The 13,395-nt window shown below is 69.2% G+C and carries 13 protein-coding genes; 3 read left to right on the top strand and 10 right to left on the bottom strand.

The window, feature by feature from the left end:
* Positions 1-91 precede the first annotated feature (91 nt).
* From FHR38_RS27640 to FHR38_RS27620, 5 genes are all read right to left on the bottom strand, one after another.
* A complete protein-coding gene (locus FHR38_RS27640) occupies positions 92-1,810 on the bottom strand; it encodes a bifunctional 3'-5' exonuclease/DNA polymerase (RefSeq protein ID WP_184537696.1) in 1,719 nt (572 codons plus the stop codon).
* Positions 1,811-1,855: 45 nt separating this feature from the next.
* Positions 1,856-2,833 (bottom strand): carbohydrate ABC transporter permease, encoded by a 978-nt coding sequence (locus FHR38_RS27635; protein WP_184537695.1) that lies wholly within the window; start codon positions 2,831-2,833, stop codon positions 1,856-1,858.
* Positions 2,834-2,845: 12 nt separating this feature from the next.
* The gene (locus tag FHR38_RS27630) at positions 2,846-3,757 is read right to left on the bottom strand and encodes a carbohydrate ABC transporter permease (RefSeq protein ID WP_184537694.1); all 912 of its coding nucleotides are present in this window, start codon (positions 3,755-3,757) and stop codon (positions 2,846-2,848) included.
* A 17-nt stretch (positions 3,758-3,774) separates the two neighbouring features.
* Positions 3,775-5,208, bottom strand: a complete 1,434-nt coding sequence (gene ngcE, locus FHR38_RS27625) for an N-acetylglucosamine/diacetylchitobiose ABC transporter substrate-binding protein (RefSeq protein WP_184537693.1) — start codon at positions 5,206-5,208, stop codon at positions 3,775-3,777.
* A 403-nt stretch (positions 5,209-5,611) separates the two neighbouring features.
* Positions 5,612-6,580: a MurR/RpiR family transcriptional regulator gene (locus FHR38_RS27620; protein ID WP_184537691.1), complete on the bottom strand. Its 969-nt coding sequence runs from the start codon at positions 6,578-6,580 to the stop codon at positions 5,612-5,614.
* A 204-nt stretch (positions 6,581-6,784) separates the two neighbouring features.
* Here FHR38_RS27620 and FHR38_RS27615 point away from each other — a divergent pair, with 204 nt between their 5' ends.
* Entirely contained in the window at positions 6,785-7,768 is a 984-nt protein-coding gene (locus tag FHR38_RS27615; protein ID WP_184540302.1) for an N-acetylglucosamine kinase, read from the top strand.
* 7 nt (positions 7,769-7,775) lie between these two features.
* Here the strand turns inward: FHR38_RS27615 and FHR38_RS27610 are convergent, their stop codons facing one another.
* The 3 genes from FHR38_RS27610 to FHR38_RS27600 all read right to left on the bottom strand — a co-directional run bounded on the left by FHR38_RS27610 (position 7,776) and on the right by FHR38_RS27600 (position 9,629).
* Complete coding sequence (locus FHR38_RS27610) at positions 7,776-8,039, bottom strand: hypothetical protein (protein WP_184537689.1); 264 nt, start codon at positions 8,037-8,039, stop codon at positions 7,776-7,778.
* Between the two features lie 565 nt (positions 8,040-8,604).
* The gene (locus FHR38_RS27605; RefSeq protein ID WP_184537687.1) at positions 8,605-9,249 is read right to left on the bottom strand and encodes a transcriptional regulator; all 645 of its coding nucleotides are present in this window, start codon (positions 9,247-9,249) and stop codon (positions 8,605-8,607) included.
* Positions 9,246-9,629 carry an SANT/Myb-like DNA-binding domain-containing protein gene (locus tag FHR38_RS27600; RefSeq protein WP_184537685.1) on the bottom strand — a complete coding sequence of 128 codons (384 nt, stop codon included), beginning with the start codon at positions 9,627-9,629 and terminating at the stop codon, positions 9,246-9,248. The genes FHR38_RS27605 and FHR38_RS27600 overlap by 4 nt, the downstream gene beginning before the upstream one ends.
* 58 nt (positions 9,630-9,687) lie before the next feature.
* Here FHR38_RS27600 and FHR38_RS27595 point away from each other — a divergent pair, with 58 nt between their 5' ends.
* Together FHR38_RS27595 and FHR38_RS27590 are read left to right on the top strand one after the other, a co-directional pair.
* Positions 9,688-10,890, top strand: a complete 1,203-nt coding sequence (locus tag FHR38_RS27595; RefSeq protein WP_184537683.1) for a PEP/pyruvate-binding domain-containing protein — start codon at positions 9,688-9,690, stop codon at positions 10,888-10,890.
* 10 nt (positions 10,891-10,900) lie between these two features.
* The gene (locus tag FHR38_RS27590; protein ID WP_184537681.1) at positions 10,901-11,500 is read left to right on the top strand and encodes a histidine phosphatase family protein; all 600 of its coding nucleotides are present in this window, start codon (positions 10,901-10,903) and stop codon (positions 11,498-11,500) included.
* Between the two features lie 56 nt (positions 11,501-11,556).
* Here FHR38_RS27590 and FHR38_RS27585 read toward each other — a convergent pair whose 3' ends face one another.
* Together FHR38_RS27585 and FHR38_RS27580 are read right to left on the bottom strand one after the other, a co-directional pair.
* Positions 11,557-12,369: an ABC transporter ATP-binding protein gene (locus FHR38_RS27585; RefSeq protein WP_184537679.1), complete on the bottom strand. Its 813-nt coding sequence runs from the start codon at positions 12,367-12,369 to the stop codon at positions 11,557-11,559.
* Entirely contained in the window at positions 12,366-13,391 is a 1,026-nt protein-coding gene (locus FHR38_RS27580; RefSeq protein ID WP_184537677.1) for a FecCD family ABC transporter permease, read from the bottom strand. Before FHR38_RS27580 ends, FHR38_RS27585 begins: the two co-directional genes overlap by 4 nt.
* Positions 13,392-13,395 lie beyond the last annotated feature (4 nt).

Here is a 13,395-nt window from a genome sequence, read left to right as displayed (position 1 = left end):
GGCCAGGCGCAGCGCGCCGGACCCGTCGTACGCACACCGGACCCAACGATCCGCATCACGCAGGGTGTCGGAATTTGAAGGAATTAGTCCGCTATGTCGCGTCGGCGTAGCAGTCGACCACCGAGATGTCGAGGGGAAAGCGCACCGATGTCCCGCCGAAGAGCAGCCGACCAGCCCGTTGTCCGGCCTCGGCGACCAGCGCCGCAACCCGCTCGGCCTGCTCCTCGGGACAGTGCACCATCACCTCGTCGTGCTGGAAGAAGACCAGCTCCGCCGAGCTGTCGGCCAATGCCCCACGTAACGTGGCCAGCAGCGCCAACGCCCACTCGGCAGCGGTGGCCTGGATGACGAAGTTGCGGGTGAACCGCCCCCGGGAACGCGCCGCCGCCCGAGCCCGGGGACCGTACGGGTCGGCCCCGCTGGTCACCTCGAAGTCCACGCCCTCCCCCGCCGATTCGCCGACACTGACCGAGGACGGCGGACAGGTGCGTCCCAGCCAGGACCGCACCAGCCCACCCCCCTCACCCGTGCGGGCGGCGGCCTCCACGTAGTCGAACGCCGTCGGATAGCTGCGCCGCAGCGCCGCGAGGGCGGGGATCGCCGCCCCACCGGTCTGGCCGTACATGGCACCGAGCAGGGCCAGCTTCGCCTGGCCCCGGTCACCACCGAAGGACTGCCGGGCCAGTGCCGCGTAGAGGTCACCCGCGCCCGCCGCAGCCGCCAGTCCATCGTCGCCGGAGACCGCCGCCAACACCCGGGGCTCCAACTGCCCGGCATCGGCAACCACGAGCCGCCAGCCCGGATCGGCCACCACCGCGCGCCGGATCACCTTGGGGATCTGCAACGCACCGCCGCCCCGGGTCGCCCACCGCCCGGAGACCACCCCACCGGGTACGTACTCGGGGCGGAACCGGCCGTCGCGCACCCAGGTGTCCCGCCAGGTCCAGCCGTGCGCCGTCCAGATCCGGTAGAGCTCCTTGTATTCGAGCAGCAGCGGCACCGCCGGATGGTCCACCTTCCGCAGCACCCAACTTCGGGTGTTGGGTAGCTCCACCCCGGCGCGGGCGAAGGCGCGCAGCAGCTCGGCGGGGGAATCGGCGTGCAGCTGCCGTACGCCGAAGGCCTCGGCGATCCGGGCGGCGAGCTCAGCCAACCGGCGGGGTGGCCCACCCACCGGCGACGGCTCGCCGAGCAGGTCGAGCAGGATCTCCTCGTGCACGTCGACCCGCCAGGGCAGCCCGTGGGCGGCCATCTCGACTGCGACCAGTGCACCGGCTGACTCCGCCGCGACCAGCAGCCGAAACCGCCCTGCCTCGGCCGTCGCCTCGATCCGGGCGTGCTGGTCGGCGTAGACGCGGACCAGGGCGTCCAGCCCGACGGCCGGCGGGCCGGGCAGCGTGTCGAAGAGCGCGGCCTGACCGTCACCGGGTGGGGCAGCCGATCGGGGTGGCGGGTCGGCCGGTACAGGCGCGCCGGTGAGCCGGGCCCAGGCGGCCGGTAGAGCACGGGGTTCACCCCACCGGCCGGCGTATCCGAGCAGCAACGACTCGGTCAGCTCGACGTCGTGGCAGCGGTCGACCCGGACTCCGGCCCGCAACAGGGCCGGATAGGTCACGCTGGTGGCGGACCAGACCCAGCGTGGCCGGTCGGTGTTCTCCCACCGGGCGACGACGGCGGCCAGGTCGGAAACGGTCTCGGTGGGGCCGGCGGGGCGGCCGTCGACGGACAACGGCCGCACCTGTCCCCCACCGCCCTCGTCGGGCACCACCGCCACCAGCACGTACGCGATTCTGCCCGGCCCCTGCGACATTGCCGCCACCGCCAGCGGCGGCCCCGGTCGGACCGGCGTCTTCGGCTACTTGACCGCGCCGGCGGTCAAGCCGTTCTGGATCTGTCGCTGGAAGAACGCGTAGACGACGATCATCGGCAGGATCGACATGGTCAGCGCCGCGAAGAGCGCCGCCCAGTCCGCCTCGTAGCCGGCCGCCGTCGAGATGCTGGCGATGCCCTGGGTCAACACCCACTTCTGGTCGGCACCCTGCCCCTGCATCAGGGCCACCGGAAGCAGGTACTGGTTCCACTGGCCGATGATGTTGAAGATCGTGATGCTGACCAGCGCGGGCTTCGCCATCGGCATCATGATCCGGAAGAAGAGCCGGGTATGCGACGCCCCGTCGATCATCGCGGCCTCGGCCACCGAGTTGGGCAACGTCTTGAAGAACGCGGCCAGGAAGAACACGGTGAACGGCAGCGAGTACGCGATGTAGACCAGGATCAGGCCGGTGTAGGTGTTGAGCAGGCCCAGGTTGTTGACGATCAGGAAGAGTGGCACGAGCGCCAGGAACACCGGGAACGCCAGTCCCGACACGAACAGGTAGTAGATGGCCCGGTTGCCGAAGAACCGGTACCGCGAGAGCACGTACGCGGCCATCGAACCGAAGAGCATCGTCCCGGCGGTGCCCAGCGTCACCACGAAGACGCTGTTGAGGAAGTACCGGCCGACGTTCGCCTCGCTCCAGGCCCGGCCGTAGCTGGCGAAGCTGAACGAGTCGGGTATGGCGAACGGGCTGCCGAGGAAGATCTCGGTGTTGCTCTTGAAGGAGGCGAGGAACGTCCACAGCAGCGGCGCGATCACCAGAATGGCCCACACCAGGAGAGCGATGTGCCCCAGGCCGGAGAGGAGCCGTACCTCCGACTTCTGCGTAGCGGCCGAGTGCCGGCGGTCCCTGCCCGCACGCCTGCCGTCACCAGTCGGCTGCCCACCGTCGCCGGTCGGTCGGGCCGTGGACTTCGCCGGCCCGGCCGGCGCGATCGGTTTGCTATTCGTCGTCATCTCCGGCCCCGCTCAGAGCTCGATCGTTTCACGCTTGCTGACACGCAGGGTGAGCGCCGCGAACGTGATCGTCAGAAAGAACAACGCGACGCCCATCGCCGAGGCGTAGCCGAACTGCGAGTAGCTGAAGGCGTTGCGGTAGATCTCCATGCCGAGCACCGTGGTGGCCCCGTCCGGGCCACCCTGGTCGACGGAGAGCACCTGCACGATGGCGAAGGCGTCGAAGGCGGCGATCCCCAGATAGACCCAGGCGACCTGCAGGGTGTCCCACAACAGCGGCAGGGTGACCCGGAAGAACATGTTGGTCCGGTTGGCCCCGTCGATGGTCGCCGCCTCGTAGATCTCCTTGGGCACCGACGACATGCCGGCCGAGAAGAGCACCACGTAGAAGCCGACCGCCTGCCAGATCAGTACGGCGACGATGGACCACAGCGCGATGTCCGGGTCCGCCATGAAGAGCACCGGTTCCAGGCCGACCGCGGTGAGCGCGCCGTTGAGCAGACCACTGTCGTCGGGCGCGTAGACCCGGCTGAAGATGACGCCGACGATGACCACGGCCAGGACCTGGGGGAAGAAGAACACCACCCGGTAGAACCTCGACCCCCAGACCCCGGTCATCTCCCCGCGCCGACCGCCCCCTCCGACGTTGAGCATGAACGCGAAGAAGAGGGCGATCGCGATGGTGATCAGCGGTACGGCAAGCAGCAGGAGGCCGTGGTGGCGGACCGCCTTCCAGAAGATGTCGTCCTGCAGCAGTCGCTCGAAGTTCTGCAGCCCGATGAACTTCGGGTTGGCGCTCACCCCACGCCAGTTGGTCATCGCCAGATAGAACGCCTGGGCGTACGGTGCGATGACGAAGGTCACGTAGATCGCGACCGGTGCGGCTAGAAAGCCGACGATGAACGGGTACCTGCCGTACCGCATGATCCCCTACGCTCCGCTCAGCGCTTGAACTTCTCGATGGACGGGTCGTTCTTCACCGCGTCGGCGGCCTTCTGCATGCGCTCGCAGAACCTGTCCGCGCTGCCGCCGTTGAACATCAGCTCGTTGGTGGCGGCCCGCGCCTCGTCGTCGAGCTTCTTGTACCAGTCCGGCCAGCGGTAGCTGAAGTAGTCGCTACCGGCGGCGGTCAGCATGGCGTTGCCGCTGGTCAGACCGGGTGAGACGGCCACGCCGTCGACCGCGCCCTGCACCACGGTGAGCACCTTGGTCTGCTCGGTGAAGCCCTTGGCACCGGCCTTGGAGAGCATGTGCCGCAGGTACTCCATGCCGCCACGCGGGTTCTTGCCCTTCGATGAGACGAAGTACATCTCACCGGCCGACGCGAAGATCGACGTCTGCGGCAGCTTGTCCGCAGCGGTGACGCTGGGCACCGGCATGACCGCGTACTTGAAGGCCGGCGGGGTGTCCTTGGCCTGCTCGTTCTCCAGCCAGGAACCGCTGGGGTAGAAGGCGACCTTGCCCTGGTTCTGCTGGAGCTGGACCTCGGTGTGCTTGAGGCCGAGGTGTGCCTTGTTGCCGTACTTGGCACCGATCTCGGCCCAGGCCGCCGCAGCCTGCTTCACGGCGTCGTTGGTCCAGGCACCGGGCTCCAGGTTGTCGATGTTCTTGAGGACGTCCGGGCCGCCGATCTTGGCAGCGCTGGTCAGGATCGCCAGGTACTGGTAGTAGGCGGCGTTCGCCCCGGCATACGAGTACGGCGTGATGCCCGCTGCCTTGATCTTGTCGCAGAGCGCGGTGAACTCGGCCCAGGTCTTCGGCGCGGTCCAGCCGTTCTTCTCGAACAGCGCGCTGTCGTACCAGAGGCCGTAGACGGTGAAGGCGTAGTTGAGCACGTACGGCTTGCCGTTGAAGCTGCCCTGCTCGATGGTGCCCGGGATCAGCGTGTCCTTGACCTTCTTGCCCGGGATGTCCAGCGAGTCGGCCTCGAAGAGTTCGGTCAGGTCCTGCACCTGACCGGCCTGCACCAGCGCGCCCTGGTCCATCAGCTTCGACCCGGCGTTGTTGACCATGTCCGGCGGGGTGTTGCTGGTGAACCGGGGCTGCAGGACGGTGGCGATCTCCTCGGCCTGCGAGAACTTGACGTTCGCCTGCGGGAACTTGGCCTTGTACGACGGGACGTGCACGTCGGTCGCGTACTTGGTGCCCAGGCCACCGTTGAAGATGACGACCTCCAGCTCGGCGTCCGCCTTGACGCCCAGCGGGTTGTCCTTGGTCTTCTCACCCTCGGCCTGGTCCGTCGGCTCGTCGTTGCCGCCACCGACGCAGCCGGTCAGCAGCCCGGCGGCCGGAGTCGCGAGCAGTCCGGCCGCCGCAGCCCGACGCAGGACGGTGCGGCGGGTCAGGTCCGACACGCTCTCGGGGTTTACGGACATCTTTGTCTCTCCTCAGTAGGGGGTCGGATCACCCGTACGCCGAGTGCCACTGGCATCGGGCAACCCACGTGCATCGTGGTGCTCGTTCCTTCCGGGAACGGTCGTGAAGAGATCGATAGGAGCGACCTCTCCGATGGGGTGGAACCGCCGTACGACCACGCCGCACCGGCTGCGCGATCCGCGCAGCGACGACGGCGCAGGTCGCACCGACCCTGCCGCTGGCTTGCGGCGGTGTATCGCCCCACGAGGCGCTGCTCGACAGCAGCACGTCGGTGAGGCGTCGAGACCCGACGTCGCGGGAGCGCCACGTGGGTCCGGCACTCGACCGGGTTGCCCACGAGCAGGCGCTGGTCGTGTCCGGTGACCGTCGGATACCACGGGTACGCGGCCCACCCGACGCCGGTCATGCCGCCGTCCCCTTTCCTGCCTTGTGCCCGTCGACAGCCTGTGCGGTGCGCTGGAACGCGCTATGGGCCCGATCGTGGGTACGCTGGGCGACCCCGATGTAGAGCAGGTCGAGTACGACGAGCTGCGGGTGTCGAGCGGAGAGCGCGTCCGGCCGGAACGTGGTCGCCTGGGCGGCGGTGAGCAGGACGATGTCGGCCAACTCCGCCAACGCGGACCGGGGGAAGCTGGTCAGCGCCACGGTGGTGGCACCGTGGCTGGCCGCCTCGGCGAGTGTCTCGATCGTCTCGCGGGTCTGGCCGCTGTGCGAGATGCCCAGCGCCACGTCGCCGGGGCGGAGCAGTGCCGCACTGGCCAACCCCTCGTGCACGTCGTTCCAGGCCCAGACGGGTACGCCGATGCGGTGCAGGCTGAACTGCATCTCCTCGCCGACCAGCGCGCTGCCGCTGGCGCCGAAGATGTTCACCCGGTCGGCACCGGCGATGGCGTCGGCGGCGCGTTCGACCTCGGCCAGGTCCAGCAGGGCGGCGGTGTCGTGCATGGCCCGGGTGTCGGCGGCCATGATCTGGTCGAGCACCCGGTCGAGCGGGTCACTGGGCTGGATCTCCCGTCCGATGTCGACGGTCCAGCCGGCGGATCGGCTGCGCCCGGTCTCGGCCGCGATGCCCAGGCGTAGGCCGGCGTAGCCCTCGAACCCCATCGCTCGGCAGAAGCGGGTGACCGTGGCCGGCGAGGTGCCACTGCGCTCGGCCAGCTCGACGATGGTGGCCCGCGCGGCGGCCTCGGGGGCGGTGAGCACCTGTTCGGCGACTCGTTGTAGGGCCCCGGTGAATTCCGGCAGCCGGGACCGGATCCGAGCCAGCACGCTGTCCGTGACGGAGCGTTCTCCGATGACGGTCCGTCGGTCGAGTGGCTCGGCGTCGACCATCGCGGCCCCCGCGTTGGTCTCCGCCGGTCGCTCAACCATGATGATCACCAATCTGGAAGGACTGTTTACCGTTAGTGGTAAAAGTTCTTACTGAAGGCCCCCTGCTGTCAATACCGTGGGCGAAGTTTTCAAACTGTTACCTTGCGTCGACCTCCGACACCGGCCGCACCCTTGCCCCGCAGACCCCCAACCACCAGCATGGACACCGTCCGCCGCCGGCCATTGGAGAGCACCTTGCCGCAAATATCCGATTCCATAGTGGTTGGTCTCGATGTAGGCGGTACGTCAACCAGAGCGGCCGTGGTCTCCGCGACCGGCGACCGGCTCGGTGACGGGCGTGCCGGCGGCGGAAACCCCACCAGCCACGGCGCCGAACGGGCCGCCGAGGAACTTCGGACGGCGCTCGGTGCCGCCCTGGCCCGGGTCGACCCGAAACTGGTCCGAGCCGGGGTCATCGGCCTGGCCGGGGCCGGACGACTCCTCGCCGATCCGGCCGGTCGCGCCGCCTTCGACCAGGCCTGGCACGACGTAGGACTGCGCTGCCCCTACACCGTGCACGGCGACGCACTGGTGGCGTACGCCTCGGGCACCGCCGCCACCGACGGCACGGTGCTGATCGCCGGCACCGGGGCCATCGCCGCCCAGGTCCGCGACCTGACCCTCGACCGGACCGCCGACGGACACGGCTGGCTACTCGGCGACGCCGGCTCCGGCTTCTGGCTGGGCCGCGCAGCCGTACAACGGACCCTGGCCGATCTCGACTGCCACCGCGAGCCAGCTCCGCTCTCCACCCTCGTGCTGGCCGAACTGCTCGGGTCGACCGAGATCGCGGCCAACCCCAGAGACACCGTCGACACCCTGGTCCAGGTGGTCACCCGCCGACCGGCGGTGGAACTCGCCGCCCTGGCCCCGCTGGTCATCCGGGCCCACCGCGACGGCGACCCGGCGGCGGTCGCGATCGTCGCCGAGGCGGCCGGGCACCTCGCCGACAGCGTCGCCCGGGTACGCGCGTCGGACGCGTCCACTCCGATCGTGCTCGGCGGCGGGCTACTCACCGGGAACACCCCGTTGGCCGAGTCCGTCACCGCGACGCTGGCCGGACGCTGGCCGGACGCACCCCTGTCCCGCGCGGGCGACGGTGCAGCCGCCGCCGCCTGGCTGGCCGCCCAACCATTCGTCGACGTGAAAGAGGCAAACGAACTACATCGGAGCCTGCTCGGCCACTGACAGTCGCCTACCTTTGTCGGTTGGCGTCGCAGACATTCCGAAGCGTCTGGGCGTCCCGGCCGGTCCTGGCCTGCACCGCCGCATAATCCCCCGACACCATGCCGGACAATATGAAACGCATTTCTGAGAAGTTCTGCGCCAGCGCCACCGTCACCGTATGGACGGCCCCCTCCGCATTCAGACTCGCACCCATCATCCCCTGGTACGCCTCCGTCGCGGCGGCTTGCTGACTGAGCCTGGTCGAACCCGCCGTCCGGTAGTACCGGTCCACGACCGCGAGAGCCTCCTCGCAGCCAGCCGGAAGTAGTGGCTCCAGCAACCACGACGGGCTGGAACCCGGGTCAGGTCTCCGCGACGGCGTTGTGCTCGCCCGAGGCGTCGTCGTGTCTGGTACGGGCTGGTCAGGCATGGTTGAGATCGTCACCGGAGGTGACGCCGCCCCCGGCTCGGAAGCTGGAGGCTGCGGGGAATCATGTGGCAGCGCGTACGCGAGAAAGGCGATGACGGCCGCAGCGACCCCACCGAGTGCCCCCACCGCTGCCCAGTCCAGCCGGAGCCCCAGGGCGTCCTTTCGGGTACCACCGCCGCTCATCTGTCACCTGCCGATGCCCCAACTGTAGCCACCGTGAGCGCATTCGCCGGGCACCTGCACTACGGCCACCTCATCGACCTCGGTATTGGCATCACCGGTCATCACCAAAGCATTGGAGTCCTCTTTCCTGCGATACCACCAGGGACTCGAATCCTGACCCATCCGGCGGTTTGTGGATCCAGTCAGATCGGCCGGATCGGCCCCTCGCGCATCATCGAACGGGCGGAGCGTGGCGAAGAGATCATCACGGGGTGGGCTCTGACTGACGGTCGAGGCCGAGGGTGGCGATGAGGTCTTCGTGGAGTTCGTACCAAACGCGGTGACAGGAGTCGATGTCGGTGCCGTCGACCCAGCCGCCGTCTCCCGTGCGGGCGCGAAGCAGCGCCCCGGTGAAGCGCGTGTCATACCCACGAAAACGGACGAGGATGCCGCCGAGCCGGCGGATCAGCGGCGCCAGGGCGTGGTTGATGGCGGAAAGCTCGTTGAGGGTGCTGGTGTCCCAGGCGGGATCGGAATGATCGTTGGGCGCGAGCCGGTCATGGCCGGTGGGACGCATCTGCCAGTTGGTGCAGGCTCGCAGCAGCCTCGCGTTCAGCGGTAGGAAGTCCCGGTGTGCCGCATGGACCTCATCCGCTCCGCCAGAGGCGGCGAGTTCGGCGGCCAGTTGGCGCTCGTTCTCGGCCTTGCCCCGCTCGGTCAGGGACCAGCCGCTCAGGTCGGCGAAGGCGGCGTGGCTCACCCAGCCGTACGCCTCGGCGTCGCCCAGCAGTTCGGCCGTATCGGCGACATCGAGGCCGAAACGCCGGGCGATCGCGTGGCTGTCGGCGAAACCGGTGATGCGGACGGCGTGCAGGACCAGGAGGCCGGTTGTGGACTCGCGCGCCGTCATTCGGCACCTTGCCGTGCCGTCAGCCGGGCGTAGTGCTGCTGGCATGCCTGCGGGGATTTGAATCCCATCGCTTCGGCTATCTGCGCCCAGGTAAGGCCCGCGCCGCGGGCGGTGAAGAGCAGGCCTGCTTCGAGCCCTTCGACCTCGGCGCGTGCGGCGGGCAGGAGCGTGAGCGCGCTCAGCAGGTCCTCCGGGGCCAGAGCGGCGGAGCGCCAGAGCGCGAAGTGCGCGATGTCCACTGCGGACGGCGGCAACGGGGCCGGTCGCCATGGCCGGCCGTCCAGGTGATCCGCACCGAGCCCCCGCAGGCGCTCGTGTGCCTCCCGCTCGCGGTGCGCCTGAGCTTGGTCGGCCTGTGCGGCCTCTTCCTTGCGTGACATGCGTCCATCGTGCAGAATCAACGAAAAGTTGTCAACAAAATATTGAGAGGCGTTTCGGATGATCGTGCCCCTCACGGACGCCGTGGCGAAAACCAGCGGCGGTAAGGCGGGCGCGCTCGGTGTGCTGTTGCGCGCCGGGCTGCCGGTGCCGGACGGCTTCGCCGTCCCGTTCAGCGCATACCGGGAAGCCATTCGGGGACTGGACCTCACGACACCGGACGCGCTACGGCAGGCGATCGAGAGCCGACCGCTGGATGCCGGGCTACTCGCCGCCATCACCGTCGGGCTGGAAGCGCTCGGTCATCCGCCGGTGGCGGTACGTTCGTCGGCGGCGGACGAGGACACCGCACGCGCCTCAGCCGCGGGGCAGTACGAGACCGTGCTCGCGGCACACGGCGTAGACGAGGTCACCGGCGCAGTTCGCGCCTGCTGGGCTTCGCTGTACTCGTCGCGAGCCATCGAGTACCGGCACACAGCCGATCTGCCGAAGATGGCTGTCCTCGTCCAGCGTCACGTGGACGCGGAGGTTTCCGGGGTCATGTTCACTCCGCCGGATCCGGGCGGCGTGACCGAGATCGAAGCTTCCTGGGGCCTCGGACCCAGCGTCGTCGGTGGCACGGTCACCCCAGACGTCTTCCGGGTCAACAGCGACGGGTCCGTGAAGCGCACCATTTCCGACAAGCGAACCCGGCTGGACCGGCACGGCACACAGCTCGTCACGCGGGACGTACCCCCAGACAGCCAGAATCAGCCGACGCTCGACGACCCGGCCACCATCGGACTGGCCCGGCTCGGACAGAAGGCCGCCGAAGTGCTCGGCGGTGCGCTGGACGTCGAATGGGCGATCGCCGACGGCCGGGTCTGGCTCCTTCAGGCCCGTCCGGTCACCGCCGCTCCCCCGCCGCCGGCCGATGGCGTCGCCACGCCACCCGGCGCGCTGGCCGGAACTCCGGGCAGCCAGGGAACCATGACCGGCACCGCGCGGATCGTCCTCGGCCCCGGCGACTTCGCCCACGTACGCCCAGGCGACATCCTGGTATGCCCGTACACCGACCCGGGCTGGACGCCACTGCTGCGCATCGCCACCGGAGTCGTCACCGAAACCGGTGGCGTGCTCTCCCACGCCGCAATCGTCGCCCGCGAGCTGCGCATACCCGCCGTCCTGGGCATCCCGAACGCCACGAGACGAATCCCCAATGCCACCACCATCACCGTCGACGGTGCCACCGGCATCGTCACGACGGCTGACCGAAAGAACTGAGGCTCACGCCATGGGGACCCGACACCTCTACCTCGCCCGGCACGGTGCCGCTGACCCGTTCGGGGAGCTGACCGACATCGGGCACCAGCAAGCGAATCTGCTGGGCGAGCGCCTGGCCTGCCTACCCATCGACGCGATTTGGCATTCCCCGTTGCCGCGCGCAGCCGCCAGCGCGCGCGAGATCGCCCGGCATCTGCCGGACGCTCCCGTGGCCCAGGCCGCCGAACTCATCGACCATGTGCCGTACGTCCCCAGCCCCGCCGAAACGCCCCCGTCGTGGGCCGGATTCTTCGACGGGTACGACGACACCGAGGCCGCCGCAGGCCACCGGCTCGCCGAGTCCTTGACCAGCCGTTTCGCAGCTTCCCCCGGCCCCGCCCCCGACACCCACGAAATCCTGGTCACCCACGCCTACCCGATCGCCTGGCTGGTCCGCCACGCGCTGGACGCGCCCCCATCCCGCTGGCTTGGTCTGAACAGCGCCAACACCGCCCTGACGCTCATCGAGTACCGCGCCGCCCTGCCCCCGACCATCGTCATGTTCAACGACCAGAGCCACCTCCCAACCGACCTGTGCTGGACCGGCTTTCCCCGCACCGCCAGACCGTAGGGGGTCCGGTACGCCCTGCCTGACCCGTTGTTCGTAGCGCAGCCGCGGCCGTCCCGCTACGACACCGTGGAGCGGACGTGGTGGCGGCCGATCGGCAGCATCAGCGGCTTGCCGGAGACCGGATCGGGGATCACCTGACTGTCCAGACCGAACACCGCGCGTACGCAATCCTCGGTCAGCACGGCGGCTGGCTCGCCAGCGGCATGCAGGCCGCCGTCGGCCAGTGCGATCAGGTGATCGGCGTAGCGGGCCGCCATGTTCAGATCGTGCAGCACCATCACGATCGTGGTGCCGCGATCGGTGTTCAGGTCGGTAAGCAGGTCCAGCACCTCGACCTGGTGGCTGACGTCGAGGAACGTGGTCGGCTCATCGAGCAGCAGCAGTTCGGTCTGCTGCGCGAGGGCCATCGCGATCCACACCCGCTGCCGCTGCCCGCCGGAGAGTTCGTCCACCGAGCGGTCCGCCAGGTCGGCGGTGTGCGTGGCGTCCAGCGCGGCCGCCACCGCCCGGTCGTCGTCCCCGCTCCACCGCGACAGGAGTCGCTGGTGCGGGTTGCGGCCGCGGCCGACCAGGTCGGTCACGGTGATGCCTTCCGGCGCGATCGGTGACTGCGGGAGCAGGCCGAGGGTGCGTGCCAGTTCCTTGGCCGGCATCTTGTGTACTTCCCGGCCGTCTAGCAGCACATGACCGGTACGTGGAGCGAGCAGCCGGGACATCGAGCGCAGCAGGGTGGATTTGCCGCAGGCGTTGGCACCGACGATTGCGGTGATCTTGCCGGGTGGCATGAGCAGGTCGAGTGACTCGATGACGACATGCTCGCCGTAGCCGACGGTCAGTTTCTCGACGGTCAGCGAGTGGTTGGTGGTCACAGCGAGCCTCCCGCGCGATTCGTACGGACGAGCAGATAGATGAGGTACGGGGCACCGAGCACGCCGGTGATCACACCTACCGGGAAGCGGGTGTCGAAGGCGAACTGACCAAGGAAGTCGGCGATCAACACCAGCAGCGCGCCGACCAGCGCGGACGGCACCAGCAAGGAGCCACCGGGGCCGACCAGGCGGGCCGCGATCGGCCCGGCCAGGAAGGCCACGAAGGCGATCGGTCCGGTGGCCGAGGTGGCGAACGCGATGAGACCAACTGCCGCGACGATCGACACCAGCCGGGTACGTTCCAGTCGGGTTCCCAGAGCCGCCGCGGTGTCGTCGCCGAGCTGCAGCATCGTCAGGTTCCGGGCCTGGCCCAGCAGCACCGGGCCGAAGACCAGCAGCGCGATCAGCACCGGAAGGGTCTCGTCCCAGGTGGAGCCGTTCAGGCTGCCGTTGAGCCAGCGCGTCGCAGCCTGCAGGTCCCACTGCCCGGCCTGGTTCAGGATGTACGAGGTGGCGCTGTTGAGCATGGCGGCGATGCCGATGCCGATCAGTACCAGGCGGGTGCCGGCCACCCCGTCCTTGAACGACAACACGTAGATGATCACGGCGACGCCCAGCGCGGCGGTGATGGCGAACATCGAGACGCCGGTCTCGCCGAGGTTCAGCACGATGATGCCGAAGGCCGCCGCCGCGCTCGCCGCCGAACTGATGCCGATGATGTCCGGGCTGGCGAGCGGGTTGCGCATCATGGTCTGGAAGGTGACTCCGCCCATGCCGAAGCACAGCCCAACGGCCAGGGCCAGGACGGTCCGGGGCAGCCGGAGCTCACCCACGGTGAACGACGCACCGGGCACGGTCTCGCCGAGGATCACCCGCAGCACGTCATCGGGCGGGTAGAAGGTCTGCCCGACCATCAGTGAGACGGCGACCATCGCCGCCATCGCCACGCCGAGGATGGCCAGGACGGTCTGCCTCCGCCGGCCGCGCCGGACCCGGCCGCGGGTGACGGCCTCGAGAGTCATGGTG

The organism is Micromonospora polyrhachis (assembly GCF_014203835.1).
Classification (GTDB): Bacteria; Actinomycetota; Actinomycetes; order Mycobacteriales; family Micromonosporaceae; genus Micromonospora_H; species Micromonospora_H polyrhachis.
This window is presented reverse-complemented; position numbering and strand designations above follow the sequence as displayed.

Excerpts from the sequence above, each read along its gene's own strand:
- FHR38_RS27580 (WP_184537677.1), bottom strand. The coding sequence starts at position 13,391 with ATGACTCTCGAGGCCGTCACCCGCGGCCGGGTCCGGCGCGGCCGGCGG.
- FHR38_RS27640 (WP_184537696.1), bottom strand. The coding sequence starts at position 1,810 with ATGTCGCAGGGGCCGGGCAGAATCGCGTACGTGCTGGTGGCGGTGGTG.
- FHR38_RS27635 (WP_184537695.1), bottom strand. The coding sequence starts at position 2,833 with ATGACGACGAATAGCAAACCGATCGCGCCGGCCGGGCCGGCGAAGTCC.
- FHR38_RS27630 (WP_184537694.1), bottom strand. The coding sequence starts at position 3,757 with ATGCGGTACGGCAGGTACCCGTTCATCGTCGGCTTTCTAGCCGCACCG.
- ngcE (WP_184537693.1), bottom strand. The coding sequence starts at position 5,208 with ATGTCCGTAAACCCCGAGAGCGTGTCGGACCTGACCCGCCGCACCGTC.
- FHR38_RS27600 (WP_184537685.1), bottom strand. The coding sequence starts at position 9,629 with ATGTCACGCAAGGAAGAGGCCGCACAGGCCGACCAAGCTCAGGCGCAC.
- FHR38_RS27595 (WP_184537683.1), top strand. The coding sequence starts at position 9,688 with ATGATCGTGCCCCTCACGGACGCCGTGGCGAAAACCAGCGGCGGTAAG.
- FHR38_RS27590 (WP_184537681.1), top strand. The coding sequence starts at position 10,901 with ATGGGGACCCGACACCTCTACCTCGCCCGGCACGGTGCCGCTGACCCG.
- FHR38_RS27620 (WP_184537691.1), bottom strand. The coding sequence starts at position 6,580 with ATGGTTGAGCGACCGGCGGAGACCAACGCGGGGGCCGCGATGGTCGAC.
- FHR38_RS27605 (WP_184537687.1), bottom strand. The coding sequence starts at position 9,249 with ATGACGGCGCGCGAGTCCACAACCGGCCTCCTGGTCCTGCACGCCGTC.